Source organism: Micromonospora sp. AKA38, assembly GCF_027925725.1.
Taxonomy (GTDB): Bacteria; Actinomycetota; Actinomycetes; order Mycobacteriales; family Micromonosporaceae; genus Micromonospora.
Genome location: NZ_BNEI01000005.1, coordinates 934371 through 957602, shown reverse-complemented (window position 1 = coordinate 957602; position 23232 = coordinate 934371). Strand labels below are relative to the sequence as shown.

25 protein-coding genes are annotated in these 23232 nt (G+C 74.7%); 7 read left to right on the top strand and 18 right to left on the bottom strand.

Features of this window, described 5'->3' with window-relative positions; translation table 11 throughout:
* Window positions 1-7: 7 nt before the first annotated feature.
* The 11 genes from TPA0908_RS21695 to TPA0908_RS21645 form a co-directional block, all read right to left on the bottom strand.
* A complete protein-coding gene (locus TPA0908_RS21695) occupies window positions 8-1285 on the bottom strand; it encodes a cupin domain-containing protein (protein ID WP_281940687.1) in 1278 nt (425 codons plus the stop codon).
* 3 nt (window positions 1286-1288) lie between these two features.
* Entirely contained in the window at window positions 1289-1591 is a 303-nt protein-coding gene (locus tag TPA0908_RS21690) for a hypothetical protein (RefSeq protein ID WP_107155543.1), read from the bottom strand.
* 230 nt (window positions 1592-1821) lie between these two features.
* Window positions 1822-2250 (bottom strand): DUF2267 domain-containing protein, encoded by a 429-nt coding sequence (locus TPA0908_RS21685; RefSeq protein ID WP_281940685.1) that lies wholly within the window; start codon window positions 2248-2250, stop codon window positions 1822-1824.
* A gap of 5 nt (window positions 2251-2255) precedes the next feature.
* The gene (locus tag TPA0908_RS21680) at window positions 2256-2438 is read right to left on the bottom strand and encodes a hypothetical protein (protein WP_281940683.1); all 183 of its coding nucleotides are present in this window, start codon (window positions 2436-2438) and stop codon (window positions 2256-2258) included.
* A gap of 111 nt (window positions 2439-2549) precedes the next feature.
* On the bottom strand, window positions 2550-2948 hold the full coding sequence (locus TPA0908_RS21675) for a TraR/DksA family transcriptional regulator (RefSeq protein ID WP_281940681.1): 399 nt from the start codon (window positions 2946-2948) through the stop codon (window positions 2550-2552).
* A gap of 176 nt (window positions 2949-3124) precedes the next feature.
* Window positions 3125-3754: a nucleoside/nucleotide kinase family protein gene (locus TPA0908_RS21670; RefSeq protein ID WP_281940680.1), complete on the bottom strand. Its 630-nt coding sequence runs from the start codon at window positions 3752-3754 to the stop codon at window positions 3125-3127.
* Between the two features lie 101 nt (window positions 3755-3855).
* On the bottom strand, window positions 3856-4461 hold the full coding sequence (locus TPA0908_RS21665) for a winged helix-turn-helix domain-containing protein (RefSeq protein ID WP_281940679.1): 606 nt from the start codon (window positions 4459-4461) through the stop codon (window positions 3856-3858).
* Window positions 4462-4751: 290 nt separating this feature from the next.
* Window positions 4752-5342, bottom strand: a complete 591-nt coding sequence (locus tag TPA0908_RS21660; protein ID WP_281940678.1) for a winged helix-turn-helix domain-containing protein — start codon at window positions 5340-5342, stop codon at window positions 4752-4754.
* A gap of 52 nt (window positions 5343-5394) precedes the next feature.
* Window positions 5395-5886 carry a rhodanese-like domain-containing protein gene (locus TPA0908_RS21655; protein WP_281940676.1) on the bottom strand — a complete coding sequence of 164 codons (492 nt, stop codon included), beginning with the start codon at window positions 5884-5886 and terminating at the stop codon, window positions 5395-5397.
* Between the two features lie 47 nt (window positions 5887-5933).
* Complete coding sequence (locus tag TPA0908_RS21650) at window positions 5934-6386, bottom strand: cysteine dioxygenase (RefSeq protein ID WP_281940675.1); 453 nt, start codon at window positions 6384-6386, stop codon at window positions 5934-5936.
* Window positions 6387-6484: 98 nt separating this feature from the next.
* The gene (locus TPA0908_RS21645) at window positions 6485-6862 is read right to left on the bottom strand and encodes a cupin domain-containing protein (protein ID WP_281940674.1); all 378 of its coding nucleotides are present in this window, start codon (window positions 6860-6862) and stop codon (window positions 6485-6487) included.
* A 66-nt stretch (window positions 6863-6928) separates the two neighbouring features.
* Here TPA0908_RS21645 and TPA0908_RS21640 point away from each other — a divergent pair, with 66 nt between their 5' ends.
* Both TPA0908_RS21640 and TPA0908_RS21635 read left to right on the top strand, forming a co-directional pair.
* Complete coding sequence (locus TPA0908_RS21640) at window positions 6929-7321, top strand: ankyrin repeat domain-containing protein (protein WP_281940672.1); 393 nt, start codon at window positions 6929-6931, stop codon at window positions 7319-7321.
* A gap of 37 nt (window positions 7322-7358) precedes the next feature.
* Window positions 7359-8333: a DUF3500 domain-containing protein gene (locus TPA0908_RS21635; RefSeq protein WP_281940670.1), complete on the top strand. Its 975-nt coding sequence runs from the start codon at window positions 7359-7361 to the stop codon at window positions 8331-8333.
* Here TPA0908_RS21635 and TPA0908_RS21630 read toward each other — a convergent pair.
* The 7 genes from TPA0908_RS21630 to TPA0908_RS21600 all read right to left on the bottom strand — a co-directional run bounded on the left by TPA0908_RS21630 (window position 8311) and on the right by TPA0908_RS21600 (window position 17161).
* Entirely contained in the window at window positions 8311-9072 is a 762-nt protein-coding gene (locus TPA0908_RS21630; protein WP_281940668.1) for a class I SAM-dependent methyltransferase, read from the bottom strand. The two genes, TPA0908_RS21635 and TPA0908_RS21630, sit on opposite strands and share 23 nt — an antisense overlap.
* A 294-nt stretch (window positions 9073-9366) precedes the next feature.
* A complete protein-coding gene (locus TPA0908_RS21625) occupies window positions 9367-9864 on the bottom strand; it encodes a DUF2231 domain-containing protein (protein ID WP_281940666.1) in 498 nt (165 codons plus the stop codon).
* A gap of 76 nt (window positions 9865-9940) precedes the next feature.
* Window positions 9941-10681, bottom strand: a complete 741-nt coding sequence (locus tag TPA0908_RS21620) for a GAF and ANTAR domain-containing protein (RefSeq protein ID WP_281940664.1) — start codon at window positions 10679-10681, stop codon at window positions 9941-9943.
* 183 nt (window positions 10682-10864) lie between these two features.
* Window positions 10865-13159 carry an accessory Sec system translocase SecA2 gene (gene secA2 / locus TPA0908_RS21615; RefSeq protein ID WP_281940662.1) on the bottom strand — a complete coding sequence of 765 codons (2295 nt, stop codon included), beginning with the start codon at window positions 13157-13159 and terminating at the stop codon, window positions 10865-10867.
* A 109-nt stretch (window positions 13160-13268) separates the two neighbouring features.
* Window positions 13269-15014, bottom strand: a complete 1746-nt coding sequence (locus TPA0908_RS21610; protein ID WP_281940660.1) for an ABC transporter ATP-binding protein — start codon at window positions 15012-15014, stop codon at window positions 13269-13271.
* Between the two features lie 52 nt (window positions 15015-15066).
* Window positions 15067-16155 (bottom strand): zinc-binding dehydrogenase, encoded by a 1089-nt coding sequence (locus TPA0908_RS21605; RefSeq protein ID WP_281940658.1) that lies wholly within the window; start codon window positions 16153-16155, stop codon window positions 15067-15069.
* Complete coding sequence (locus tag TPA0908_RS21600; RefSeq protein WP_281940657.1) at window positions 16148-17161, bottom strand: Gfo/Idh/MocA family protein; 1014 nt, start codon at window positions 17159-17161, stop codon at window positions 16148-16150. The genes TPA0908_RS21605 and TPA0908_RS21600 overlap by 8 nt, the downstream gene beginning before the upstream one ends.
* 220 nt (window positions 17162-17381) lie before the next feature.
* Between TPA0908_RS21600 and TPA0908_RS21595 the strand changes: the two genes are divergently transcribed.
* From TPA0908_RS21595 to ctaD, 5 genes are all read left to right on the top strand, one after another.
* Window positions 17382-18362 (top strand): glucosyl-3-phosphoglycerate synthase, encoded by a 981-nt coding sequence (locus TPA0908_RS21595; RefSeq protein ID WP_281942640.1) that lies wholly within the window; start codon window positions 17382-17384, stop codon window positions 18360-18362.
* Between the two features lie 28 nt (window positions 18363-18390).
* The gene (locus TPA0908_RS21590; RefSeq protein ID WP_281940656.1) at window positions 18391-19545 is read left to right on the top strand and encodes a glycosyltransferase; all 1155 of its coding nucleotides are present in this window, start codon (window positions 18391-18393) and stop codon (window positions 19543-19545) included.
* A 201-nt stretch (window positions 19546-19746) separates the two neighbouring features.
* Window positions 19747-20205 carry a DUF4383 domain-containing protein gene (locus TPA0908_RS21585; RefSeq protein WP_281942638.1) on the top strand — a complete coding sequence of 153 codons (459 nt, stop codon included), beginning with the start codon at window positions 19747-19749 and terminating at the stop codon, window positions 20203-20205.
* 126 nt (window positions 20206-20331) lie between these two features.
* On the top strand, window positions 20332-21063 hold the full coding sequence (locus TPA0908_RS21580; protein WP_281940654.1) for an ATP-binding protein: 732 nt from the start codon (window positions 20332-20334) through the stop codon (window positions 21061-21063).
* 88 nt (window positions 21064-21151) lie between these two features.
* Window positions 21152-23155 (top strand): aa3-type cytochrome oxidase subunit I, encoded by a 2004-nt coding sequence (gene ctaD, locus TPA0908_RS21575; RefSeq protein WP_281940652.1) that lies wholly within the window; start codon window positions 21152-21154, stop codon window positions 23153-23155.
* Window positions 23156-23232: the final 77 nt, after the last annotated feature.

Below are 23232 nucleotides of genomic sequence, written 5' to 3'. Positions count from 1 at the left end.
CCCGCGGTCAGGCGGGGGTCAGGACCGCCTCCTTGAGCAGGCGGCGGGTGAGGACCAGGCGGTCGGCGTCGTCGTCCAGGCCGGGCAGGTCGCCGACCCGGGTGGCCGCGCCGGTGAGCAGCGCGCGCAGCGCCGGCTCGCAGGTGCCGGGCAGCGTGAGCGTACGGTCGGTCAGGCGCAGCGCGACCGTGCCGGCGTCGGTCCGGGTGAGCTGCCAGCGCAGGCCGTCCCGGAGCGCGACCCGGCTGTCCGGGACGAGCCGGGCCAGCGCGTCGGCCTGCGCGAGGGGGCGGATCGGGGCCGGTCGGGCGGCCGGCCACACCCGCGACCGCAGCCGCGCGGCCACCGCCCCCGGGTCGGCCCGCAGCAGCCAGTCGCGCAGCGCCTCGACGGTCTCGGTGAGTTCCGGCTCGATCGCGTCCGGGTCGGCCAGGTCGAGCCCGAACGGCAGGCCGGCGCGCAGCCGGGCGTCCTCGGCGGCCAGGGCCAGCAGTTCCTCCACCATGGCGTACCGGGTCAGCGCCCGGATGCCCACGGTCAGGTGCAGCGAGCTGGACTCCTGCGCCTGGGCGCTGTGCAGCCAGCCGCGCGGCAGGTAGAGCGCGTCGCCCGGCTCCAGCACCACGTTCAACGCGGGCCGGCCGTCAGCGGTGGCGGCGACCTCGTCGGCCCGGCCGCCCCACGGCTGGCGCTCCAGCGGGTCGGCGAGCACCGGCGGGTGGATGCGCCAGTGCTTGCGGCCGTCGACCTGGAGCACGAACACGTCGTGGGTGTCGTAGTGGGTGGCGAAGCCCTGGCTGCCGGCCGGCGTCAGGTAGGCGTTGACCTGCAACGGCTGGGCCAGCGCCGCGCCCAGGTCGCGGGCCAGGTCGACGATCGCCGGCCAGGTGCGGTGCAGGCCCTGGAGCACCAACGTGGCGCCGTCGGCATAGAGCGCCAGCACCTTCTCGTCCAGCACCTGGTCGCCGATCTCGGCGCCGGCGCCACCGCCGCCGGTGTACCGCGCCGCCGGCACGAGCTGGCCGTCCTTGGCCACCCGCAGGAACGGGGTACGCAGGCCGCGGCGGCTGAGCAGTTCGTCGGCGTCAGCGGGGCTGAGCAGGTCGGTGAAGCCGTCCGGGTTGGGCAGTTCGGCGGCCCGGGACAGCAGCGGGCTGCGCCCCCAGTGGTCGGCGGCGAACTTGGCCGGCTCGACCGCCACGCAGCGGGCCAACGCCGCGGCGGCGGAGGACGAACCCGCCGGGTGGCCGTGGCCACCCGGCGGGTCGACGTGCGTGAGGCTCATCGGTCAGGCGCTGCCGTCGGCGCCACCGTCGTGCTGACCCGGGGTCGCGCCGCCGTCGGCCGGGCCCTCCGCGCCACCGTCCGCGCCACCGTCGTGCTGACCCGGAGTGGCACCGCCGTCGGCCGGGCCCTCCGCGCCACCGTCCGCGCCACCGTCGTGCTGACCCGGAGTGGCACCGCCGTCGGCCGGGCCCTCCGCGCCACCGTCCGCGCCACCGTCGTGCTGACCCGGGGTCGCACCGCCGTCGGCCGGGCCCTCCAGGCCGCTGCCGCCGCTGGTCTGGATGTCGTCGTCGTTCAAAGCCATGGGTGCTCCCTCGGTGTGCCGCCCCGCCTGTTCCCGGGGTCCGTGTGCAGCGGGTGGTACCCCACGTCCGATCGTCTCTAACCCCACCGTAGACGCCCGAACCCGGGCGCACGGACGGTTCGCTGGCGAAGGCGGCCGGCCCGGTCGGCCCGGCGGGCCGGGCTGCCGGTCTCCCGGACGCCGACGGCCCGCCCCGCCGAGGGGGCGGGACGGACCGGGGTGGCGCCGGCTCAGGGAATGAGCTGAGCCAGGTCTCGCGGCATGGCGGACTTCACGTCCTGCCACTCGCCCTGCGTGACGTGCCGGCGCAGCGTGTCCAGCACCACCTGCACCACCCGCTGCGCGCCGCCCGACACGTCGTACGGGAAGCCCTGCCGGACCTCGTAGAGGAAGTCGTCGCGGTTGAGTTTGATCGGCACGTTCTCCGGCTGCCAGCCGTCGAAGTAGATGCCGCGCAGCAGCACCGGCAACTGCTGGGCGAACTCGGCGCTCTCCGGCACCGGCAACCGGTCGCGCAGCAGGTGCAACACGGTGCGCAGGGCCGCGTACGACTGGTTGCGGCGCTCCGGCGGCCAGCCGTACGCCGACTCGATCTCCTTCAGGATCACGTTCGTCTTGTCCAGCGAGGACTCGAACGCGGACATCAACTGCTCAGCCATCCGGCTCACCCCCGGGTGTCGGTCTCCCAGCGTCGGTCGTCGGCGCGTCGCGGTGGGCCGCTGGGCCCCCGCCACAGCCGGGTCGGGCTGAACCGGCCGGGCCGCCCGCGCCGCTCCGGCACGTCGGCGCTGCCGACCACGTGCAGGACGCCGCCGCGGCGTCGATCCGCCACCACCCGTACCGTCATGACCCCACCTCCTCGTCGGGGCGCGCGGGCCGGTGCGTCCGCGCGCACCATCCATGCTGCGCGGCGGCCGGGTGAGCCGGCCTCACCCGGAGCGGGTGAGTGCGCGGAACCTCAGGCCGCGCGTCGCTCGCGGGTCTGCTTGCAGGCCACGCAGGAGGTGGCCGACGGGAAGATCTCCAGCCGCTCCACCGGGATCGGCGCGGCGCAGCCCTCGCAGAAGCCGTACGTGCCCTCGTCGAGTCGGGTCAACGCGCGCTCGAACTGGGCCCGTCGGTCCAGGATGGTGCGCAGCAGGGACTGGGCGGTGTCCCGCTCGGCGGTCTTGGTGCCGCTGTCGGCCTGGTCGTCGCCGGCGGTGTCGCCGACCTCGACCAGCCGCAGCACCTGACTCTGCATCACGGCCTGGTCGTACTCCGCGGTCAGCTCGTCGTACCGGGACCGCAGGGACTGCCGGATCTGGTCGGCCTCCGCCTGGGAGCGGCCCGTGGCTGTCGTGTCGTGGACGAGCATCGCTGCCTGCCTTTCCTGCGGCTCGACCCGGCCCTGGCGGCGACGCCGACGGCCCGGTCCGAACGGGAACGCACGGGCGAGATCGCCCGTGCTCTGTGAGCCGGGCGATTACCCCTGCCCCCGGCGGGCCAAACCGGAGATTTCCTGGCACTTTCCCGTGAGTTCGGACCGCCTGGTCAGGCCCGTTCGACGAGCGCCGGATGGCGCGGGTCGTCGGCGCGGACCACCACGTCGGCGAAGGAGGCCGGGTCGACCTCGTCGGCGTAGCGGGCGAACGCCGGCAGCGTCCAGCGCCACGCCGGGTCGGTGCGCCGGGCCAGCGCCGCCGGGGAGAGCACCAGGTGCACGGCGACGTCGAACGCCAGCGTGCCGCCGAGCAGCAACGCGCCACTGACCAGGACCACCCCGCCGGCCGGCAGATCCTGGTACGCGGCCCGGCTGGCCCGGTCCGCGTCGGCGTCCCAGAGCGACGGCAGCACCCGGCCGGTGCCGTCCGGGCCGGCCGGGTCGAGCACCTCGCGGCGCAGGCCAGGCTCGTCGAGCCACCCCTCGTAGTACGCGTCCGGGTTGGTGCGGCCCTGCTCCAGGCGGACCGAGGCGGGGCGGAGGAAGTCGGCGGCGCGGACGTGCAGGGCCGGCCGGCCGGCGGCGCGCAGCGGGTCGACGAGCGCGGCGGCGAGCGCGTCCGGCCCGGCGGCGGGCGGCCCGTCGACGGCGACCCGTAACCGGCCGGACGCCTCGGTGCGGGCGAGGCGACCGGTCAGCTCGGCGACGAGCCGGTCGGGGCTGATCGGGCGGACGCGCATCCGTCCATCCTGCCCGGCCGGCGGCGTCGGTCCACCACCGGTTCGCATCCGGGCGGTCGGGGCTCCGTCCGGTGCGCGGTCGACGGTGGCGGGCGCGGTGGTCAGCCGGTGCGGTCGATGGTCACCCGGGCGTCGTCGGCGAGCCGGTAGCCGACGCCGTAGACGGTGGTGACCAGCGGGACGTCCACCCCGACCTTGCCGCGCAGCCGGCGTACGTGCACGTCGACGGTGCGGACGCCGGCGTGCTCGTACCCCCAGACCGCGTTGAGCAGTTGCAGCCGGGTGAACACCCGGCGCGGATGGGCGACCAGGTGCAGCAGCAGGTCGAACTCCAGGCGGGTCAGCGGCAGCGGCTCGCCGTCGCGCAGCACCGACCGGGAGGACGCCAGGATGTGCAGCGTCGGGATGGTCGGGGCCAGCGGACGGGCCGGGCTGCGCCCGGCCGGCACGTCGGGCCGGCGGTCCGCGCCGGCGGGGCCGGTGCTGACCACCGCGTCGCCGCCTTCGAGCAGCTCACGGGCCGCGTCGAGGAGCCGGCGGGCGGCCGGGGTGAGCGACTCCTCGCAGGCCAGCGGGATGTTGAGGGTGACGGTGAGCACGGGGGTGGCGGCGTTGGCGGGGCGACGCTGGCCGCCGGGCGGACGGCCGGGGACCGCGGGTTGGGACGTATGCCATCCGGCGCGCGACGAGGCGGGGCTGACCGACATGGTCCTCCTTGGCTGGTCCGGGTATCTCCCCACGGCCCGGGACGCCGCTGCATCGATGCTTCCCGGCGCTTGTGCGAGGGTCAAGGGGCCACTGCGTTGCATGAATGTGACAATTGGCGAACACATCGGAGCCGAGTGCTCGCTCTGCGTACGAGGTCCGTTGATTACAGCAGAGCGACGACACGCGCCGGTATCGGGGGTCCCCGGCCGGTTCACTGTGGCGGGCGCGACGGCGACGTGAACGCGGCGCACCCGGAATCCGGGTGCGCCGCGGGTCGGTCCGGGCCGGCTCAGGCGTCGCGGTCCACCTCGATCGGGGCGTCGTCGGCGAGCCGGTACCCGACGCCGTAGACGGTGGTCACCAGCGGCGTGTCCGGGCCGAACTTGGCCCGCAGACGCCGGATGTGGACGTCCACGGTGCGGGCCACCGCGTGCTCGTAGCCCCAGACGTTGCTGAGCAGTTGCAGCCGGGTGAAGACCCGGCGCGGGTGCTCGGCGAGGAAGAGCAGCAGGTCGAACTCGATCCGGGTCAGGCCGACCTCGACGCCGCCGTGCCGGACCCGTCGGGTGCCGGTGAGCAGGCGTATCCCGCCCGGCCCGGTGGCCGGTGACGCCGGTGTCGGCTCGGCCGGTGCCGCGGGGACGCGGCGCAGGTCGAGCACGGCCCGGGCGGCCCGGTGCTCGTCCGGCCGGACCAGTCCCTCCCCGGAGGCGGCCAGCTCGTCCAGCAGGTCGGCCAGCCGGGCCAGGCCGGGCGTGAGCGGACCGGCGCTCAGGTCGAGCGTGATGGTCAGGGTCGGTGCGGTACGCGGCCGGGGCGCGGGCGCCCGGTCGGGGCGGCCGGTACGGGCCGGACGGGTGTTGAGGGCGACGACGGACATGGGAGCCTCCTGTGCGGGCGGTCGCCCCGCCCCGCCGGGTGCGGCGGGACGGTCAGCGGAGCGCCCGGCCGGCGGTGACCGGGGGCGCGGTGGACGAGGGTCGGGGCGGCGGGGTGGGGCCGAGGGTGGGCAGGCCGGCGATGCGCCAGGCCGCGAAGCCACCGGCCACGTCGGTGGCGCGGTGCAGGCCGAGGTCCTGGAGGGCGGCGGCGGCCAGCGACGAGGTGTAGCCCTCCTGGCAGAGGACGACCACCGGCACGTCGTAGTCGACCGCCTGCGGCAGGCGGGCCGCGCACCGCGGGTCGAAGCGCCACTCCAGCACGTTGCGCTCGACGGTGAGCGCGCCGGGCACGGTGCCGTGCGCGGCCCGCTGGCCGGCCGGGCGGATGTCGACGAGCAGCGCGCCGCCCCGGTGGGCGAGGTGCGCCTGCTCGGGGTCGAGGCGACGCAGCCGGGCGCGGGCGGCGGCGAGGATCTCGTCGATGCCGCGCGAGCCGGACGGAGGGACCGGACAGCTCTCGGCGGGGGCGGGGTTCTGCGCCATGATGGCGTCCTTCCGTTCGGCGGGAATCGGGGGCGGGGTCGCCGGGCTCACCACGCGACGCCGGCCTCGGCCACCTCGGCGACCCGGAGCCGGCCGGCGTCGAGGTGGTAGCGGGTCATCCGGCGCAGCGCCGGCCGGTAGACGTGCACGCTGACCGCCGGCTCGGCGGATCGGTTGGTGACCTGGTGCACGTGCCGGGCGCCGAAGCGCCGGCCGGCGCCGGCGGCGAGGCGGTGCGGACGCAGCCGGCCACCGCTGACCGTCTCCTCGACGAGCACGCCGGCGACGACCAGGAAGGCGCCGGACGAACCACCGTGGTCGTGCAGGTCGGTGCCCTGTCCGGGCAGCCAGCTCAGCGCCCACACCTCGTACGCGGCGTCGGCGTGCAGCCGCGCGTACCACCGTTCGGACCGGTCGAAGCACAGCGGCACCGGCCAGCCGGCCGGGTCGACCCAACGGGCGGCGACGGTGAGCAGGTCGGTCGGGTCGGAGCTGGTCATCGGCGGAGCGTCCTCACGGTGCGGGGCGGAGCGTGCTCACACACTTTAGACGGCAAAGCCTATAGGTTTAGTAGGTAATACCACATGGCGGGACGCGGTCAGCGGACCACCGGCGGGTCCACCCGGTAGCCGGGCACCGAGGGCCAGCGGACGGTGAGCACGGTGGACGCCCGCTCGGCGTACCAGGAGTGGTCCACGCCCCGGCCCCAGACCACGTAATCCCCGGGCGCGCGCAGCACCACCGTCCGGTCCGGCAGCTCGACCCGGAACGCGCCGCTGATCAGCACCAGCAGCGCGGTACGCCGCTCCCCGGTGGCCCACCGGGACCGGGTCTCCCCCGCCGGGTGCACGCCCCACTTCACCTCGACCTCGGCGCTGCGCCGGACGTCGCCGGCCGGCTTGAAGTGCCCCAGCAGCCACCCCGCGTCGGTCGCCCCGTCCACCGCCGCGTTGCCCACGTAGACCCGATCGTCCATCTCGCCTCCCGTGCCGGCTGCGCAAGCTACCAGGCGGCGCCGGCCGCGACGCCCTAACCTGGGCGGGTGCCCGACGAACTGGACGCCGAGACCGTCGCCTTCGCCCACCGGATGTTCGACCTGGCCCGCGCCGGCGAGACCGCGGAACTGGCGGCCAACGTGGACGCGGGACTGCCGGTCAACCTGACCAATGCCAAGGGCGACACGCTGCTGATCCTGGCCGCCTACCATGCCCGGCCGGAGACCGTGGCCGCGTTGCTCGACCGTGGCGCCGACCCGGGCCGGGTCAACGACCGGGGGCAGACCGCGCTGGCCGCGGCCGTGTTCCGGCAGAACGCGGCAGCGGTCCGGGCGCTGCTCGACGCCGGCGCCGACCCGGACCACGGCGCCCCCTCGGCGGTGGAGACCGCCCGGTTCTTCACGCTGCCGGAGATGCTGACGCAGCTCGGGCGCGACTGAGCACCCGGGGCCGCCGCGCGGGGCGTATACAGGTGCGGTGGAGGATCCCGTACCCGAGCAGATGCGCACCGCGGCCACGGCGCTGCTGGCGGCGCTGGACGAGCCGGCCCGGCGACGCGCCCGGCACGAGTTCGACGACGAGCCGGCCCGCCGGTGGCTCGAGTACCGGCCCCGGCCACGGCCCGGCGTCCCGGTCGCCGACCTCGACGTCGCCGCCCGCAAGGCCGCCCACCGGCTGCTCGCCACCGCGCTCAGCCCCGCCGCGTACGCGCAGGCCATGGCCGTGGTGGCGCTCGAAGAGGTGCTGGACCGGGCGGAGGGCTGGCGGCGCGGCCGGCACAGCGGCGACTACTGGGTCGCCATCTTCGGCGACCCGGCCCGCGACGACCGCTGGGCGTGGCGGTTCGAGGGGCACCACCTGTCGGTGAGCATGACGGTCGCCGACGACCAGGTCTCCCCCGCCCCGATCTTCCTCGGCGCGAACCCGGCCACCGTGCGGCACGCCGGCCGCCCGGTCTCCCGGCCGCTGGGCCCGGAGGAGGACCTGGCCCGCGAGCTGCTGGATGCGCTCGGCCCCGGCGGGCGGGCCGCCGCGGTGATCGCCGAGGAGGCCCCGGCCGACATCATCAGCGCCACCCGGGCCACCGCGCCCGGCCGGCTCGACCCGCTCGGCGTGCCCCGGGGCCGGCTCGGGCCGAGCGGGCGCGCGCTGCTCGACCGCTTGGTCGCGCTCTACCTCGACCGGCTCCCGGCCGACCTGGCCGCCCGGGAGGCGGCCCGACTCGACGGCGGTGAGCTGCACTTCGCCTGGGCCGGGCCGGTGGAGCCGGGCCGGCGGCACTACTACCGGGTGCAGGGCGACGACCTGCTGATCGAGTACGACAACACCACCGACGACGGCAACCACGCGCACACCGTGCTGCGCCGCCCGGCCGGCGACTTCGGCGCCGACGTGCTGGCCGCGCACCACGCCGCCGCGCACCGCCCGGTCAGCGGCGACGCGCCTCGATGAGGAACCGCCGGGCGTGGGCCACGAACGGCCCCTCGGCCCGAATCCGCTCGTCCAGCCGGCGCAGCGCGGCCCGGTGCCGGCCGACGGTGAAGCCGGGCACGGTCCAGACCACCTTGCGCAGGAACCAGACCACCGCGCCGATGTCCTGGAAGACGGTACGCAGCGTGGCGGTCCGCAGGTCCACCACGGTCAGTCCGGCGGCCTCGGCGGCGGCGACCGCGTGCTCCGGGTGACGGTGCTCCGGTGGTGGCAGCGGCCCGAGGATCGCCTCGCTGAGTTCCCGGACCGTGCCGGGGCCGATCTGCTGGGAGAGGAAGCTGCCGCCGGGGCGCAGCACCCGGGCCACCTCGTCCCACCGGGTGTCCACCGGGTGCCGGCTGACCACCAGGTCGAACGCCGCGTCGCGGAACGGCAGCGGCGGCCGGTCGCCGACCCGGACGACGTGACCACCGACGCGGCTCAGGTTGCGCCGGGCCACCGGCACGTTCGGCGGCCAGGCCTCGGTGGCGACCAGCAGCGGTGGCGGCGCGGACGCCGCCTCGGCCAGCACCTCGCCGCCGCCGGTGTCGATGTCCAGGGCGGCGTCGACGGCCGCCAGCCGGGCCCCGACGAGACGGGCGTAGCCCCACGGCGGGCGCTCCTCGGTGGCCCGCCCGGCCAGCCAGGAGAAGCCCCATCCCTCGACCGGCGCCGCTTCGGCCTCGGCGACCAGTTCGTCGAACCCGCGTTCGGTGACCATGGGCCCGAGCCTGCCGTCGGTCGACGACGGCCGGCAACACGATTTCCGTGCCCGGGCTCCGATCTCGGCGGGCCCGCCTGTTCGGATTCGCGCCGCCCGGCACCCGGCACCCGGCACCCGGCACCCGGCACCCGGCAAGCGTGACGGCGCGTCCGGCGGTGCGGTTACACAGAGTCACAGCCCGGGGGAGACGCGGCCCGGTATGCGGTATGCCTCCTGGTCATAATTATGACCAGGAGGCATACCGGTTTCACCTCGTCCACTCTCCCCGCCGCGACACGCCCGGGAGTGGCCTCACCGAAACCATGGAGGCGAGGGCTCGGTGGTGGCGCCGGGGATCGTCTCCAGGCCGGTCGGCTCGGCGGCGCGGCCCCGGTCGGACTGCTGCATCAGCCGCGCGCCCAGGCCCACCCCGACCGCGCCCACCGCCAACGCCACCAGCTCGGTGGCGAGCTGGCCACCGGTCGCGCCGCGCTGCGGCGCGTGCGCCCGGATCAGGCAGGTGAGCAGGAACATCGCCGCCATCACGGCGTTGACCAGGTTGAACGTGATGGCGGTCCGGTTGGCGCGGCCGATCCGCACGTCCCACAGGTCGACCAGCCCGGCGACCGTGGCGAGCCCGGCGGCGACCAGCGCGGCGACCGCCGTCCAGTAGCCCACCTCGCCGAGGAAGGCCGGACCGCCCGCCACGTCGGCCAGGTCGAACACCGCGGCGCTGACGAAGAGCCCGAACGGGAACGTCACCAGCATCGGTTGGATGGGGTGCCCGTGCACCCGAAGTCGGCTCTCCATCGCGTCCTCCCCACGTCGGCGCGGCTCACCAGTCCAGGGTGCTACCCGACCCCCGGTGGGACGAAACGACTGTCGGTCAGTTGTCCCGGGGACGGGAGACGGTGAGCACCAGCCGCTGGGCCACCTCGCGCAGCGGGATGTCCAACGAGGACGCGGCGCTGCGGAGCACGCCCAGCGCCTCCGCCGCGGGACAGCCCCGCTGTGTCATGATCACCCCGACGGCCTGCCCGATCACTCCCTCGGCCAGCAACGCGCCGTCGAGCTGGTCGGCCCGGGCGGCCGCCCGCTCCCGGTCGCGGACCGCAGCGAGCAGCAGGCCGGCGTGTTCGGCGAGCAGCATCGCGGTGAGCTGGTGACTCGGCGTGAGCGCGCCGGGTGCCGACGCGTACAGGTTGATCGCGCCGATGACCTGCTCGTCCACGTCGACCGGCGCGGAGATCACACCGTGCACGCCGAGCGCGCGGGCGCGGATGCTCCAGGTCGGCCAGCGCGACTCCTCCGCCAGCCCGCCCGCGATGATCATCTCGCGGCGGCGGATCGCGGTCAGGGCCGGCGTGTCCGGGCCGTGCCGCAGGTCGTCCAACTCGGCGCACCGCGGGTCGGAGGCGGCCACCCCGGCGGGCCCGCCGGCGCGCAGCGCGGTGAAACCGCAGCAGTCCACGCCGGGCACCGCGTCCCGGGCGATCCGGACCAGGCGGTCCAGCGCCTCGTCGAACTCGGCGACACCGATCAGGCCGGCGGTCAACTCGCGCAGCAGCGCGGCGGTCTCCAGCACGCCCAGGTCCTCGGTCATGGGTAGACGGGTGTCGAGGTTCACCGCACCACGGCCCCCACCGCCCCCGCGTCCGTCCGCGCGGTGTTCCCGTCCGGCGCCGTTGCCTGTGCCATGTTCGTCCTCTCTTCGACGGAGCCTCGGCCTACTACCCCCGCCGACCGACCTCGAAACCGCGCAAAAAGCCCCTTCCGGCCGTACTCGGCTGGAAGGGGCCTGCGCGCCGGGTCAGCGGGACCCGGAGATGAGCCGCCGGCCCACCGAGGCGATCAGCCGGTCCAGCTCCGAGCCGAACGGGTTGTCGTGCACGAGGTACGTCCAGGTGGCGCTCGGCCGCACCAGCTTCGACGCGTCCGGCTCCCACCCCTCGTCGAACTCGGTCTCCTCGAACGTGGCGATGGTGCGCGTCTCGATCTCCGGCATCAACGCGTTGAACGCCGGCACCGCGCTGCGGTGGAACTCGTCGAGCGGGTCGAGCCGGCCCAGCGCCCGCAGGTGCACGCCCTCCCGAACCTCGGACAGCTCGGCCAGGTGCTCGGCCCACAGCCGGTCCAGGTGGTAGAGCGCGATCGAACGGGACACCTCGGCGAGCAGGTCCTCGTCCATCTCGCCGGCCTTCTCCGGCACCCGCTCCAACAGCATCAGCGCGGCGATGTCGGTGGTCAGTAGCCGCTCCCGCCGCTCGGCGAGCGCCTTGCGCTGCTGCTCGATCACGTGGCTGTAACGCCAGGTGTTGCGGTGGATCTCGTGGTTGACGCCCTCGGCGACCCGCTGGGCGTGCTCGACCGCGTAGTCCACCTGCGGGTCGGTGACCAGGCCGTCGGCGTTCATCCGGGGTGACGCCGGCACGGTGTCGCCGGCGTGCCGGACGACCAGGTCGTCCTCCAGGCTGACGAAGAAGACCGAGCCGCCCGGGTCGCCCTGCCGGCCGGCCCGGCCGCGAAGCTGGTCGTCGACCCGGCGGCTGTCGTGCCGGCCGCTGCCGATCACGTAGAGGCCGCCCAGTTCGGCGACCCGCTCCTGGTCGGACTGGTCGCTGCCGCCGAGCCGGATGTCGACACCCCGGCCGGCCATCTGGGTGGAGACCGTCACCGAGCCGTGCGCGCCGGCCTCGGCGATGATGCCGGCCTCCTCGTCGTCGTTCTTGGCGTTGAGCACCACGCACGGCACGTCGGCGGCGCGCAGCGCGGCGGCCAGCCCCTCGGACTCCTTCACGTCGAGCGTGCCGACCAGCACCGGACGCCCCGCCCGGTGGCAGCGCGTGATCTCGTCGACCAGCGCCTCCTCCTTCTCGGCGCGGGTGGCGTAGATCCGGTCCGGCTCGTCCTCCCGGACGCACGGGGTGTTCGGCGGGATCACCGCCACCTCGAGGCCGAAGAACTCCCGGAGCTGGTCGCCGACGAGCACCGCGGTCGCGGTCATCCCGCAGACGGTCGGGTAGAGCGCGATGTACGCCTGCACGGTGACGGTGCCCAGCACCTCGCCCTCGGCGCTGGCGTCCAGCCCCTCCTTCGCCTCGACCGCGGCCTGGAGCCCGTCCGGCCAGCGGCGGCGCTGCGCGACCCGGCCGCGCATCTCGTCGATCAGCTCGACCGAGTCGTCCCGCACGATGTAGTCGACGTCGCGGTGCAGCAGCGCGTGCGCGTGCAGCGCCACGTTCACCGCGGAGAGCTGCCCGACGTGCTCCTCGTCGTAGAGGTCGATGCCGCCGAGCTTCGCCTCGACCGTGGCCAGACCGACCGACGTGAAGGCCACGCTGCGGCCGTCCTCGGCCACCGTGTAGTGCTTGCCCTTGCGCAGGCCACGCACAAGCGCGGCGGCGGCGTGCACCGGGTCCTGCTCGCCCGGGACCGCGCCGGCGAGCACCATCGGCACCCGCGCCTCGTCGATCAGGATCGAGTCGGCCTCGTCCACGATCGCGGTCTTCAGCGGCGGCTGCACCCGCTCGGCCACGTCGGTGACGAGCTGGTCGCGCAGGTAGTCGAAGCCGGCCTCGCTGACCGACACGTAGGTGACGTCGCAGCGGTACGCGGCGCGGCGCTCCTCCGGCGTGGACGCCTCGTTGACCCACCCGACGGTGAGCCCGAGCAGCGTGTAGACCGGCTGCATCCACTCGGCGTCGCGGCGGGCCAGGTAGTCGTTGACGGTGAGCACGTGCACCGGGCCGTTGCCGAGCCGGACGTGCCCGTACGCGGCGACGGTCGCGGTGAGCGTCTTGCCCTCACCGGTGGCCATCTCGGCGACCTTGCCGGAGAGCAGCGCCATGGCGCCGAGCAGCTGCACGTCGTAGGGGCGCTGGTCGAGCCCGCGGCGGGCCGCCTCGCGGCCGATCGCGCAGATCTCCTCGTACTTCTCGGCCCGGCCGGCGGCCTCGGTCAGCTCGGCGTCGGAGAGCTGCTCCAGCTCGGCCTCGCGGGACTCGATCGCCGGCAGCAGCTTCTCCAGCGGGGCCAGGTCGACCGTCGTCCCCGGGCGCTGGAGGAACCGGCGGAACCTGGTCTTGAACCGTTGCGACACACCCATGAGCCGCAACGGTACGCGAACCGCAGCCGATTGTGACCCCCGCCCACCGTCGGAGCCGGACCGTGTCCGGAAATCACCGGCCCGACCGGTTCCCGACCGTCCGGGCGGATCAGGCCACGAGCAGTTGGTGGGCGGCCAACTCCCGGTAGAGCGGGCTGGTGGTGGTCAACTCGTCGTGGGTGCCGACCGCCACCACCCGGCCGCCGTCGAGCACCACGATCTGGTCGGCGTCCACCACCGTGGAGAGCCGGTGCGCCACGATCAGCAGGGTACGGCGCACCGCCACCGCGTCGATCGCCCGCCGCAGCGCCGCCTCGTTGCGGGCGTCGAGGTTGCTGGTCGGCTCGTCGAGCAGCAGCACCGGCGGCCCGGCCAGCAGCGCCCGGGCGATGGCCAGCCGCTGCCGCTCCCCGCCGGAGAGCAGCACGCCGCCCTCCCCCACCTGCACGTCCAGCCCGTCCGCGGTCCGGTCGGCGAGGTGGCCCAGGTTGACCTCGTCGAGCACCGCGCGCAGCCGGTCGTCGGTGGCGCCGGGCGTGGAGATCAGCAGGTTGTCCCGTAGCGTGCCGGCGAGCACCGGCGCCTCCTGCTCCACGTAGCCGAGCCGGGCGCGCAGCGCGTCCCGGGGCAGTTCCCGCACGTCCACGCCGTCCAGGCGGACCGCGCCCTCGCCCGCCTCGTAGAAGCGCTCGACGAGCGCCAGCAGGGTGGACTTGCCGGCGCCGGACGGGCCCACCAGGGCGGTGCGGGTGCCGGCCGGCACCGTGAAGCTCACCTCGTGCAGCACGGGCGGGCCACCGGGATAACCGAAGCCGACCCGGTCGAACTCCACCCGGGCCGGCGCGGCGGCGGCCGGCACGTCCACCCGCCCGGGCCGGTCGCCGGCGCTCTCGCCCGGCACGGTGAGGATCTCCTCGATCCGGGCCAGCGCGCCCAGCCCGCTCTGCAACTGGGTGTACGCGTGCACCGCCTGGCCCAGCGGCAGCACCAGGAAGAACAGGAACATGACGAACGCGACCAGGTCGCCCACGCTGATCGCCCCGGCCGCCACCCGCGCCCCACCCACGGCCAGCACCAGCAGGAACGCGCCCTGCACGGTGACCGCGCTGACCGGTCCCACCACCGCCTGGGCACGGGCCACCCGCTGCCCGGCGTCGTACGCCGCCGTCGCGCTGGCCACCACCGTGCCGGTCTCCCGTTCCTCGGCGCGGCTGGCCCGGATGGTCCGCGCCGCGGAGATGGCCCGCTCGACGGCCGAGGTCATCTCACCGACGCGTTCCTGGGCGCGGCGGGACAGCCCGCGCACCCGGCGGGCGACCGTGACGGCGAACCCCACGCCGACCGCTACCGACGCCAGCGTCACGCCGAACAGCAGCGGGTCCAGCAGCAGCATGGCCGTGCCGGCGCCGGCCACCATCACCGCCCCGGTGACGGTCTCGAAGAGGCCGGACGTGACCACCGCCCGCAGCAACGTCGTGTCGGCGCCCACCCGGGACAGCAGGTCGCCGGTGCGGCGCCGGTCGTACTCGGCGATCGGCAGGCGCAGCAGGTGGCCGGCGAGCCGCCGCCGGAGGCCCAGCACGAGCCCTTCGGCGGTGCGTTGCAACAGGTAGTCGCGGAGCCCGCCGAGCAACGCGCCGACCAGCACCAGCGCGACCAGCGCCACCACCAGCGGGGCGGCCGGGCGGTCGGCGGTGATCCGGTCCAGCACGGTGCGGGTGAGCAGCGGTTGGGCCAGCGCGGCGGCGGCCCCGGTGAGCGACAACGCGCCCACCGCGACGAGGGTGCCGCGGTGGGCGCGCAGGTAGGGCAGCAGAGCGGCGAGTCCCGGCGTCGGGCCGGCGTCGGCGGTCATGACCGAACGGTAGCCGGGCACCGCACCGGGTTCGGCCGGGGTCGTGCCCCGGTCAGCCGGTCAGCACCACCTGCAACTCCGAGCGGCGCCGCTCGGCCAGGTCGGTGAGCAGCGCCGGCGCCTCGTCCAGCGGCACCACCGCGGAGACGAGATGCTTGCGGATCTGGTCGCCGTACTGGCGCAGCAGCTCCACCGTCTCCGCGGAGAGCCGCTCCCGGTCCCAGGTCGGGGCCAGCCCGCGCGGCACCCGGCCGATCTGCGCGCAGCGCAGCGACAGTCCGTTGTGGTGGAACTCCTCGCCGAGCCGGACCGCGTCCGCGCCGCCCTGGTAGAACGCCAGGTCGATCACCGTGCCCTGGGGCCGCAGCAGCCGCAGCGCGAGCTGCAACGCCCAGTCCTGGCCGCGGCACTGGAAGACCACGTCCGCGCCGCGGTCCCCGGCGGCGTGGTTCCACCGCGTCTTGAGCACCATGGCCGGGTCGTCCGCCTCCGGGTCGAGCGTCTCCAGGCCGAGCGCCTCGGCCACCTGCCGGCGGGCCGGGGTGGGGTCCACCACGACCACCGAGGCGGCCCCGTGGCGGCGCGCGAACAGCGCGGTGAGCAGCGCGACCACGCCGCTGCCGACCACCGCCACCCGGCGGCCCCGGACCCCGTCGCCAAGCGTCCGGACGTCGGTGCCGCACAGGTCGGCGGCGGCGTGCAGCAGACCGTTGGCGCAGATCGGTCCCATGTGCGCCACGTAGACGCCGAGCAGCGGATCGAGGTCGTCGGGCAGCGGCACGAACCGTTCGGCGACCGGATCGGCCACCCAGCCGCTGCGGTGCCCGTACGTCATCGCGCCGACCGTGCCCACCGCGACCGCCGGGGTGCGGCTCTCCACCACGCGACCGACCTGCATGTAGCCGAGCCGGGTCACCGGGTACGGGGTGCTCGCCCCGCCCGGCTGGAACAGGCCGAGACCGGCGTTCCAGGTGACGTGCAGGTACGGGTTGGTGCCCTTGACGTAGCTCAGCTCGGTGCCGGCGGAGACGCCGCTGTAGAGCGTCTCCACCCGGAACGTGCCCTCGCGCAGCTCGGGCGCGTCCTGCTCGACCAGCTCGACCCGGCCGGGGCCGCTGACCACCACCACCCGGTCACGCATCGACGGTCACCCCCGCGTCGGCCACCGCGGCGGTGGGCCGGGCCGCCGGGCCGGTCGGCAGCGCCACCGGCCGGCCGGTCCGCGCCGACTCGGCCACCGCGAGCGCCAGCCGTTGGGTGCGCAGCGCCTCGGCGTACGGGACGCGCACGTCGTCGCCGACGCCCCGGACCGCGTCGACGAACGCCCGGTCGACGGCGACCCGCGCGTCGTCCGGGTCGGCGGGCACGTGCCGCTCGCCGTCGGCGTCGGAGATCGTCAGGCCGTCCTCGGCCAGCGACAGCGCCAGCCCGTCGGCGAGGATCTCCAGGCCGGCCCGGTGCTTCCAGGTGAGCACGCAGGCCGCGGCGAGCGTGCCGACCGCTCCGGAGGCGAACCGCAGCGTGGCCGCGGTCACCGAGTCGATGTCGGCGCCGTCGACCGGCGGCGGGGTGCCGTCGCCGTACGCGGTCACCTCGGTGACCTCGCCGACCAGCACCCGGATCAGGTCGAGCACGTGCGCGGCCTGCTCCACCACCGGACCACCGGACCGGTCCCGCCGTGCCCACCAGGCCACCGGCGGCACCTTGTCCAGCCAGGCCCCGTTGACCATCCGCACCGGACGGTCGGCGAGCAGCCGCCGGGCCTCCTCCACCACGCGCAGGTAGCGCCAGTGGTGGCCGACGCCGGTGCGCAGCCCGCGCTGCTCCACCAGCGCGGCGACCCGCTCGGCCGTCTCCAGGTCGACCGCGACCGGCTTCTCCACGAACATCGGCACGCCGGCGGCGATCACCGCCTCCTCGGCCGGGCCGTGCGCGAACGGCGGCACGCAGACGTACACCGCGTCCGGGCCGGCGGCGAGCAGCTCGGCCACGTCGGCGAAGACCCGGCCGCCGTACGTGCCGGCGAGCGCCTCCGCCGCCTCCGGCGCGACGTCCGTCACGCCGAGTAGTTCCACGTCCTCGAAGCCCGTGAGCACCCGGGCGTGGCGTTGCGCCACCCCACCGGCCCCGACCAGTCCCACCCGCATGCTGCCGCCCTCTCGACGTGACTGAAAGACTGCGGACAGCACTCCCCCCGGTGCTGACGCGGCAAACGCGACCTCGCGCGCAACGTGACGTTCATCCCCGTGATCACAGCGGTGGGCAGGATCGGTTAGCGCGGGTTCAGAACTGGGAAACACATACTTGCGATTCCGCAACTAATGGGGGGTGCCCGTGCGGGAATCAGATTCGATCGTCTCACCTGTGGTGGAGGCGTGGGCCACGTACCGCACCAGTGCGGCCGGCGACTGGCCGGCCGACCGGCTGGTGCGGGCCAAGGGGACCAGCCGGGTCAGCGTGGTGCTGCCGGCGCGTAACGAGGAGGCCACGGTCGGCGCGATCGTGTCGACCGTCCGTGAGCACCTGATGGACCGCGTGCCGCTCGTCGACGAGCTGATCGTGGTGGACTCCCGGTCCACCGACCGGACCGCCCAGGTGGCCCGCGCGGCCGGCGCCGAGGTGGTGGGGCAGGACGCGATGACGCGCGGGCTGCCGCGGCTGACCGGCAAGGGCGACGCGCTGTGGGCCGGGCTGGCCGCGGCCGAGGGGGACGTGGTCGCGTTCGTCGACGCCGACCTGCGGGAGTTCCGGCCGCACTTCGTCACCGGGCTGCTCGGGCCGCTGCTCACCGACCCGAGTGTGGAGTTCGTCAAGGGCTTCTACCACCGGCCGCTGGTCGGTGCCACCGGGGTCGAGCCCGACGGCGGCGGCCGGGTGACGGAGCTGATGGCCCGACCGCTGCTCAACCTGTTCTGGCCGGAGCTGGCCGGCTTCGTGCAGCCGTTGGCCGGCGAGTACGCGGGCCGCCGCACCGTGCTGGAGCGGGTGCCGTTCGTCACCGGGTACGGCGTCGAGACGGCGATGCTCATCGACCTGCTGGAGCTGGTCGGGCTGGACGCGCTGGCCCAGGTCGACCTGGGCGAGCGCAAGCACCGGCACCAGGACACCGCCGCGCTGGGCCGGATGTCGGCGCAGATCATGCTGACCGCCTGGTCCCGGCTCCAGCGGCGCGGCTGGGCGACGCCCGGGACGATGCCGACCCCGCTGCTCACCCAGTTCCGTCGGGGCGGCTCGGAGGCGCTGCCCAACCTGGACCGGGAGATCGTGGTCAACGACGTCTCGGTCGAGGAACGCCCGCCGCTGGCCCAGTTGCGGCACCGCGTCCCGCGCCGCCGGGTCGCCGCGTGAATCCGACAGCCGAGAGAAGAGGCAGCGCATGACGTTCACCGTGCTGATGAACGCCGGGCCGTGGCTGTCCGTGCCACCGCCCGGATACGGCGGGATCGAGAACGTGGTGGCCACGCTGGTGCCGGAGCTGCGCCGCCTCGGCGTACGGGTGGTGCTCGCCTCGGTGCAGAGCAGCACGCTGCCGGTCGACGAGAAGATCGCGGTCTTCCCGGACGGGCAGTTCCACGCGTTGCAGCGGCCGTACAACCAGGTCTGCGGCGTGTCCCAGGCGCACCTGGCGCACGTGGTGCGGGCGGTGCACGCCCGCGACGACATCGACCTGGTGCACGACCACGTGGAGGCGGTCGGGCTGGCCACGCTGGCCGCGATGGGCCCGGACGCGCCGCCGGTGCTGCACACCCTGCACTGGGACCTGGCCAAGCATCCGGAGCTGTACGGCAACCTCGACGGCGGGGACCGGGTGCGGGTCAACGGGGTGTCGGCCTCGCAGCTCGCCCGCGCTCCCCGCGCGCTGCGGGAGCACTCGGTCGGCCACGTGCACCTGTCCACCCCGCTGGCGGTCGACGCGGACCGCCGCCCGGCGACGCCCAAGGGCGACCACGTGGTGATCCTCGGTCGGATCAACCCGGGGAAGGGGCAGGACCTGGGCGCCCGACTGGCCCGGGAGGCCGGCTTCCGGCTGGTGCTGGCCGGCCCGGTCGGGCCGTACCACCGCCCGGAGGACCTGGCCGCGGCCGGTGACGAGGCGCGACAGAACCCGGACGTGCGGTTCTTCCACGACCACGTCGCCCCGTACGTCGACGGTGACCGGGTGCGCTGGGTCGGCACGGTGGCCGGGCAGGAGCGCGACGACCTGGTCGCCTCCGCGCGCGCGTCGTTGTTCCCGCTGCGCTGGGAGGAGCCGGGCGGCACGGCGGTGGTCGAGTCCCTGTCGCTGGGCACTCCGGTGGTGGCCACCTCGCGGGGCTGCCTGCCGGAGCTGATCGAGCACGGCCGCACCGGCCTGCTCACCGCCGACGAGGACGAGCTGGGCGATCTGGTGCTCGCCGCCGGCCGGCTGGACGCCGACGAGTGCCGGCGCGAGGCGGCCGACAGGTTCACCCCGGCCCGGATGGCCGAGCGTTACGTCGCGCTCTACGACCGGGTCCGACAGGGCGCCGCACGACCGTTGCAGCCCGCCTGATCGACGGCACCACCGCCGGCCCGGCCGCCTCCCGTGGCCGGGCCGGCGTCTGCCGCCGGTGGGCCGGCGTGGCCCGGCCTTCGGCGCGGGTGGGCCGGCGTGGCCCGGCCTTCGGCGCGGGTGGGCCGGCGTTTGCCGCCGGTGGGCCGGGGAAATCGTCAGCTTCCCCGCGGTGGCGAGGAGGCCGGCGTGACCAACTCGATGGCGCACTCCCGGGCGCGGCGCAACCCGGCCGACGGCCGGGCGCCGGTGCGCCGGGCCGCCTCCGGCGTCGCGGTGCTCCTGCTGCTGCTCGGCGTGCTGGGCTTCGTGCCCGGCGTCACCAGTTCCTTCGCCGACCTGCGGTTCGCCGGACCGGCGTCCGGCGCCCGACTGCTCGGGCTGTTCCAGGTGTCGGTGGTGCAGAACGTCGTCCACCTGGCGTTCGGCGTCGCCGGCCTGCTGCTGTCCCGGACGGTCGCCGGCGCCCGGGCGTTCCTGCTCGGCGGTGGCGCGGTCTACCTGGTGCTCTGGCTGTTCGGCCTGGCCGTCGACCGGCGTACCGAGGCGAACGTGCTGGCGGTGAACGGCGCCGACACCTGGCTGCACCTGCTGCTGGGCGCCGCCATGCTGACGCTGGGCCTGCTCGCCGGCCGCCGCGACCACCACCACCGCCGCTGACCGTCCCGGCGCGGCTGCGGTGCGCCGCCAGCGTGACCTGCGACGGCACGCGCCGGATGGCCGGTTTCGGTGGTCCGGGGGGCGGGTACGTCGAGAGCCTCCCGACGAGTTGGAAACGAGGGCCCGATGTCGACCCGGATCAGGTGCGAGGTCCGCGACGAGTCCCCGGTCACCGTCGTACGGTTGGCCGGTGCGCTCGACCTGGGCACGATGCGTGCGGTGCACGAGGTGCTCGACCGCTGCCTCGCCGCGCAACCGGACGCGCTCGTGGTCGACCTGGAGGAGATAGACGTCACCGACCCGCTGGCGCTGTCGGTGTTCGCGGCGGCGGCCCGGCGGGCGGCCGACTGGCCGGCGGTGCCGATGGTGCTCTCCGCCCCGCCCCGGGAGACCGCCGCCTGGCTGAGCGAGACCACCGCCTGCCGGGTGGTGCCGGTGCGCCGGGACTGCGCGGAGGCGACGGCGCTGGCCGGCACCGCGGCGTCACCACGGCTGCGGGCCCGGCTGGAACCGGTCGCCGGGGCCTGCCGGCGGGCCCGGGAGCTGGTCACCGAGGCGTGCGGCCGGTGGAACGTGCCGGAACTGGCCGGTCCGGCCTCGCTGGTGCTCAGCGAGCTGGTCGGCAACGTGGTCCGGCACGCCGGCACGCCGATGCACGTCACGCTGACGCTGCGCCGACCGTACCTGCGGGTGGCGGTGATGGACGGCAGCCCCGCCGAGGCGTACGCGGCGACCGACCGTGATCCCCGCGCGGAGGGCGGCCGGGGGCTGATGCTGGTGCGGGAGCTGACCCAGCGGTGGGGCAGCACGCCGGTCGGCGCCGGCAAGGTCGTCTGGGCCATGCTCCCGGCAAACTGACCGAATTCTCCGCTCTCGCCTGGTTTCATGGGCAGAGGGGACGGGTACGCGCGCCCGTCCTGTCTGTCGTCACCTGGGGTGAGATGCGATGCCCAAGCGAGTAGTCACGGATCCGGCACACGACCGGGGGCCGGCGATCCTCGCGCCGGCCCGGTTCGGCGGATATCCCGGCCCGGTCCGGGAGGCGGTGAAGGGCAACTCGCTGTGGCGGTTGCTGCGCTCCACCGACGCCAAGTTGATCGGCCTGCTCTACCTGGGCACGTCGTTCGCGTATTTCATCATCGGCGGCTTCATGGCGATGCTGATCCGCGCCGAGCTGGCCCGGCCGGGGATGCAACTGCTCTCCCCCGAGCAGTACAACCAGATGTTCACCATGCACGGCACGATCATGCTGCTGCTGTTCGCGACGCCGATGGTGTTCGGGTTCGGCAACTATCTGGTGCCGTTGCAGATCGGCGCGCCGGACGTGGCGTTCCCCCGGCTCAACGCGTTCGCGTACTGGCTCTACTTCTTCGGCGCGGCCATCACGGTGGGCGGGTTCTTCACGCCGCAGGGCTCGGCGGACTTCGGCTGGACCGCGTACACGCCGCTGAGCACCGCGCAGCACTCGCCGGGCGTGGGCGCGAACATGTGGGTGGTCGGGCTGGCCGTCTCCGGTCTGGGCACGATCCTCGGCGCGGTCAACATGATCACCACGATCCTGACCCTCCGCGCGCCCGGCATGACCATGTTCCGGATGCCGATCTTCACCTGGAACCTGCTGCTCACCAGCGTTCTGGTGATCTTCGTGTTCCCGCTGCTGGCGGCCGCGCTGTTCGCGCTCGCCTCGGACCGGATCCTGCACTCGCACGTCTACGATCCGACCACCGGCGGGCCGATGCTGTGGCAGCACCTGTTCTGGTTCTTCGGGCACCCCGAGGTCTACATCATCGCGCTGCCGTTCTTCGGCATCATCACCGAGATCATCCCGGTCTTCTCCCGCAAGCCGATCTTCGGCTACACCGGGCTGGTGCTCGCCACGCTCGCCATCACGGTGCTGTCGATGGCGGTCTGGGCGCACCACATGTTCGCCACCGGCCAGGTGCTGCTGCCGTTCTTCAGCATCCTGAGTTACCTGATCGCGGTGCCGACCGGGGTGAAGTTCTTCAACTGGATCGGCACCATGTGGAAGGGGCAGCTCACGTTCGAGACGCCGATGCTGTTCGCCGTCGGCTTCCTGGTCACGTTCCTGCTCGGCGGCCTGACCGGCGTGCTGCTGGCCAGCCCGCCGGTCGACTTCCACGTCACCGACTCGTACTTCGTGGTGGCGCACTTCCACTACGTGCTCTTCGGCACCATCGTGTTCGCCGCGTTCGGCGGCATCTACTTCTGGTTCCCGAAGATGACCGGCCGGCTGCTCGACGAGCGGCTGGGCAAGATGCACTTCTGGACCATGTTCCTCGGCTTCCACGCCACGTTCCTGGTGCAGCACTGGCTCGGCAACGAGGGCATGCCCCGCCGGTACGCCGACTACCTGCCCAGCGACGGCTTCACCGGGCTCAACGAGATCTCCACCGTCGGGTCGTTCGTGCTCGGCGCGTCCACGCTGTTCTTCATCTACAACGTCTGGAAGTCCTGGCGGTACGGCGCGATGGTCACCGTGGACGACCCCTGGGGGTTCGGCAACTCGCTGGAGTGGGCCACCACCTGCCCGCCGCCGCTGCGCAACTTCGACCGGATGCCCCGGATCCGCTCGGAGCGGCCGGCGTTCGACGCCAAGTACGGCCCGCTCGTCTCCGACCTCGGCCGTGACCTGCCCCAGCGCACCACCAAGCCGCCGCAGAGTTTCGCCGAGGAGTTCCACCACGTCCGGTACGCGAAGGAGTCGCCGGCCGCCGAGGGCGCGCACGGCGCCCGGGAGGCCGTCGAGTACCAGCCCGCGCCGCAGTCCGGCGCCCGGCCGGTGGTGGTGCCGGAGCCGGAGGACGTGCGCCGCCCCAGCTTCGAGGAGACCGACGAGCCGGAGGAGACGATCCTCGGCGCCCCGCGCGAGGACCAGCCGAACGAGCGCTGGCGGCACCCGCGCGGCCACGGCGACACCCCGGAGAACTGAAAGGAGGGGCCCCCTGTTAACGCCTCCGGCAGAGCAGGGGGCCCCGCTTAACACCACGTAGGACGCGCACCGTGCCG

Bases quoted from the DNA above. Each gene is read 5' to 3' on its own strand.
- TPA0908_RS21660 (WP_281940678.1), bottom strand. From the start codon at position 5,342: ATGTCCGTCGTCGCCCTCAACACCCGTCCGGCCCGTACCGGCCGCCCC.
- TPA0908_RS21605 (WP_281940658.1), bottom strand. From the start codon at position 16,155: ATGCGTGACCGGGTGGTGGTGGTCAGCGGCCCCGGCCGGGTCGAGCTG.
- TPA0908_RS21590 (WP_281940656.1), top strand. From the start codon at position 18,391: ATGACGTTCACCGTGCTGATGAACGCCGGGCCGTGGCTGTCCGTGCCA.
- TPA0908_RS21675 (WP_281940681.1), bottom strand. From the start codon at position 2,948: ATGCTCGTCCACGACACGACAGCCACGGGCCGCTCCCAGGCGGAGGCC.
- TPA0908_RS21580 (WP_281940654.1), top strand. From the start codon at position 20,332: ATGTCGACCCGGATCAGGTGCGAGGTCCGCGACGAGTCCCCGGTCACC.
- TPA0908_RS21680 (WP_281940683.1), bottom strand. From the start codon at position 2,438: ATGACGGTACGGGTGGTGGCGGATCGACGCCGCGGCGGCGTCCTGCAC.
- TPA0908_RS21600 (WP_281940657.1), bottom strand. From the start codon at position 17,161: ATGCGGGTGGGACTGGTCGGGGCCGGTGGGGTGGCGCAACGCCACGCC.
- TPA0908_RS21610 (WP_281940660.1), bottom strand. From the start codon at position 15,014: ATGACCGCCGACGCCGGCCCGACGCCGGGACTCGCCGCTCTGCTGCCC.
- secA2 (WP_281940662.1), bottom strand. From the start codon at position 13,159: ATGGGTGTGTCGCAACGGTTCAAGACCAGGTTCCGCCGGTTCCTCCAG.
- TPA0908_RS21625 (WP_281940666.1), bottom strand. From the start codon at position 9,864: ATGGAGAGCCGACTTCGGGTGCACGGGCACCCCATCCAACCGATGCTG.
- TPA0908_RS21665 (WP_281940679.1), bottom strand. From the start codon at position 4,461: ATGTCGGTCAGCCCCGCCTCGTCGCGCGCCGGATGGCATACGTCCCAA.
- TPA0908_RS21695 (WP_281940687.1), bottom strand. From the start codon at position 1,285: ATGAGCCTCACGCACGTCGACCCGCCGGGTGGCCACGGCCACCCGGCG.
- TPA0908_RS21630 (WP_281940668.1), bottom strand. From the start codon at position 9,072: ATGGTCACCGAACGCGGGTTCGACGAACTGGTCGCCGAGGCCGAAGCG.
- TPA0908_RS21645 (WP_281940674.1), bottom strand. From the start codon at position 6,862: ATGGACGATCGGGTCTACGTGGGCAACGCGGCGGTGGACGGGGCGACC.
- TPA0908_RS21690 (WP_107155543.1), bottom strand. From the start codon at position 1,591: ATGGCTTTGAACGACGACGACATCCAGACCAGCGGCGGCAGCGGCCTG.
- TPA0908_RS21670 (WP_281940680.1), bottom strand. From the start codon at position 3,754: ATGCGCGTCCGCCCGATCAGCCCCGACCGGCTCGTCGCCGAGCTGACC.
- TPA0908_RS21655 (WP_281940676.1), bottom strand. From the start codon at position 5,886: ATGGCGCAGAACCCCGCCCCCGCCGAGAGCTGTCCGGTCCCTCCGTCC.
- TPA0908_RS21685 (WP_281940685.1), bottom strand. From the start codon at position 2,250: ATGGCTGAGCAGTTGATGTCCGCGTTCGAGTCCTCGCTGGACAAGACG.
- TPA0908_RS21585 (WP_281942638.1), top strand. From the start codon at position 19,747: ATGGCGCACTCCCGGGCGCGGCGCAACCCGGCCGACGGCCGGGCGCCG.
- TPA0908_RS21650 (WP_281940675.1), bottom strand. From the start codon at position 6,386: ATGACCAGCTCCGACCCGACCGACCTGCTCACCGTCGCCGCCCGTTGG.
- ctaD (WP_281940652.1), top strand. From the start codon at position 21,152: ATGCCCAAGCGAGTAGTCACGGATCCGGCACACGACCGGGGGCCGGCG.